The 536-nt window shown below is 66.2% G+C and carries 1 protein-coding gene; it reads right to left on the bottom strand.

Annotation, left to right across the window (positions count from 1 at the left end):
- Positions 1-486, bottom strand: a 486-nt coding sequence (locus RUW00_RS22790; RefSeq protein ID WP_315956826.1) for a glutathione peroxidase, incomplete at its 3' end; no start/stop codon positions are given.
- Positions 487-536: the final 50 nt, after the last annotated feature.

Genomic DNA, 536 nt, shown 5'->3' with positions numbered 1-536 from the left:
CGGGGCAAAGCGTGCGACGACCTTGCCGTCGCGGCCGACCAGGAATTTCTCGAAGTTCCACAGCACCGCCGGTGCCGGATGGATCGGGATCTCCTTGCTGGCCAGGCGCTCGCGCAACGGGCCTTCACCGATCGACTGCGGCTGTGCGGCGGTCAGCTGCTGGTACAGCGGGTGGGCGTCGTCGCCGGCCACGCTGATCTTGGAGAACATCGGGAAGCTGACATCGTAGGTGAGCTGGCAGAACTGCTGGATCTCGGCATCGCTGCCCGGTTCCTGGCCGAGGAAGTTGTTGGCGGGGAAGCCCAGCACTTCCAGGCCCTGCGCGTGCTTTTCCGCATACAGCGCCTGCAGGCCTTCGTTCTGCGGGGTCAGGCCGCACTTGGAGGCGACGTTGACCAGCAGCAGCACCTTGCCCCGGTAGTCGGCAAGCGAGGACGGCTGGCCGTCGATGGTGGTGAGGGAAATGTCCTGGATTGAAGTGCTCACGCGGGGGCTCCGGCTACAGCGGGGAATGGCCCACCAGCATAGCGCCGCGC

This window comes from Bacillus sp. IS1, from assembly GCF_032461585.1.
Classification (GTDB): Bacteria; Bacillota; Bacilli; order Bacillales; family Bacillaceae; genus Bacillus; species Bacillus velezensis.
This window is presented reverse-complemented; position numbering and strand designations above follow the sequence as displayed.